We start from the raw sequence: 1,162 nt of genomic DNA on the forward strand, positions 1-1,162 counted from the left end.
ATGGCGAGGGTGACGAGGCGTGCTTGTGCGCCGTCGTGGAGGTCGCGTTCGATGCGGCGCAGGTCGGCCGCGGCGGTGTCGGCCACCGAACCACGATCCGACTCCAGCTCCTGGACCCGCGTCGCCAGCCGGGACGGGCCGAGCAGCCCGGCCACCAGCAGCCGGTCCACATGGTTGAGGCCCCGCACCAGCCACGGCGTCAGCAGTACGAGTCCCACTCCGGCGGCGCTGGTGAGCGCCATGTCGGGCACGTTGTCGAGGTAGGTGTCGCCGACCGTGGCGGGCCCCACCGCGGTGAGTCCGTCGGGCCCCCACTGAAGGCCCGGTTCCCCGAGGTAGCGGGGGAAGACCCACTGCCAGGCCGGGTACAGCGCCAGCGACCATCCCAGGGGGAAGAAGACGGCCGTGAGGACGAAGGAGAAGAGCGCCCAGGGGAAGTGCACCACCGTGTAGAGGAGGTGCCGCCACGAGACGCCGCTGCGCAGCAGGGCGCCGACCCAGGACAGGAGTCCGCTGCGGCGCTGCAGGACGTGTACGGGCCCGGGTTCCGCGACGTCCAGCCGCAGCAGGCCGCGGGCGCGGACTCTCTCCAGCCGCCCGATGGCGCGGCAGCCCATGAGGCCGGCCGCGAGGAGGGGGACGCCCACGAAGGTGATCAGCAGCCCGGCGCTGGCCGAGACGAGGGTCACGGAGTAGGCGAAGCTGAAGCAGGCGATCGGCAGCCCGGTCAGGACGTAGAGCAGCTCGCGCCAGTTGCGGCCCTCGAAGGGGGCGCGCAGTACCGCCGGCACCGCGTGGGATCGCGGCTGCGCGGTGTTCGTTGCGGTGGCCATGGCGAGGTCCCGTCCTTCCCCGATCGGGTGCAGCGCGGTCCGCCTGCCGGCGGCCGGGCTGCTGCTTCACCGTCAGGATCCGCTGTGACCGGGGGCGGTGACCATGGCGCCGGCAGGTCTCAGGGGGAGGGGGTTTACCCCACCCCGGCGCCCCGGCGGGCGTCCCCCGGCGGCCGCTGCCGGCCTTTGGAGAAGCCCCTGCCGCCACTCTCCGCGGTGAACCCTTCCCGCTCACGCCAGGGGAGTTCGGCGGTGATGGTGGTGGGGCCGCCGGTGGGGGAGTCGATGAGGAGGAGGCCGTCGACGGCGTCGAGTCGTTCGGTGAGTCC

At 73.2% G+C, this 1,162-nt stretch carries 1 protein-coding gene and 1 pseudogene; both read right to left on the minus strand.

Annotation, left to right across the window (positions count from 1 at the left end; translation table 11 throughout):
• On the minus strand, nt 1-833 hold an 833-nt coding region (locus H181DRAFT_RS28190), incomplete at its 3' end, for a sensor histidine kinase (RefSeq protein WP_045867286.1).
• Nucleotides 834-967: 134 nt separating this feature from the next.
• Nucleotides 968-1,162, minus strand: a pseudogene (locus H181DRAFT_RS28195) (sensor histidine kinase); the annotation flags it as partial.

This window comes from Streptomyces sp. WMMB 714, from assembly GCF_900090125.1.
GTDB lineage: Bacteria > Actinomycetota > Actinomycetes > Streptomycetales > Streptomycetaceae > Streptomyces > Streptomyces daqingensis.